The 638-nt window shown below is 61.8% G+C and carries 1 pseudogene; it reads right to left on the bottom strand.

The annotated features are described in order from the left end of the window. Positions 1-544, bottom strand: a pseudogene (locus ACDP63_RS25110) (IS1380-like element ISPme1 family transposase); the annotation flags it as partial. Positions 545-638 lie beyond the last annotated feature (94 nt).

The following is a 638-nucleotide window of genomic DNA, read 5'->3' as shown; positions in this document are numbered from 1 at the left end:
TGCAGTCGAAATGCCCGTTCCAGGCAGCACCTTCCTGATCGCCGTGGGTGGGGCTGACCGAGCTGTCCATGTCCAGCACGATGTATTTCAACCCGTTGCGGTCATGAAACCGGTCGATCCATTGGCCGTTCAGATCGGCCAGCGCCGCCCGGTTCGCGGCCAGAGCCAGCGTCTCGGTCTCGAACCGTCCCATCTGCGATGCCGAAGCAGCTTGCGCCTCGACGGCCCTGCCGCCAACGACCTGACGCATCACGGGATCGAGGGCCAAGCGGTCGGCATCGTTCACATCCTCGTATCCGGCCAGTCGTCCGAACACCGATTGCCGGAACAATCCGTCAAGCCGATGGAGCGTGTTCTTCCCGGTGCGGCTGTCTCGCAGCGCCTCCGACGCCAGATTGGACAGGCCGAGCACGTCATCAAGCTCGCGCATCACCAGCAGGCCACCGTCTGAACTGATCTGCGCACCACGGAACTCCAGACGCACACGGCGGTCGAAATCAACCCGATCTCCCCGCGCCAAGCCCGCACCCTCCAGGTGATCCATGAAACGCGCCCCTCGCAGCCGTCAACGCCATGATTTATATGCGAAATATCACGATTACGACAGCGAAATCAGCGACTTACTTGGAGAATGTGGG

The organism is Paracoccus sp. P2 (assembly GCF_046335115.1).
In the GTDB taxonomy this organism is placed as follows: domain Bacteria; phylum Pseudomonadota; class Alphaproteobacteria; order Rhodobacterales; family Rhodobacteraceae; genus Paracoccus; species Paracoccus pantotrophus.
This window is presented reverse-complemented; position numbering and strand designations above follow the sequence as displayed.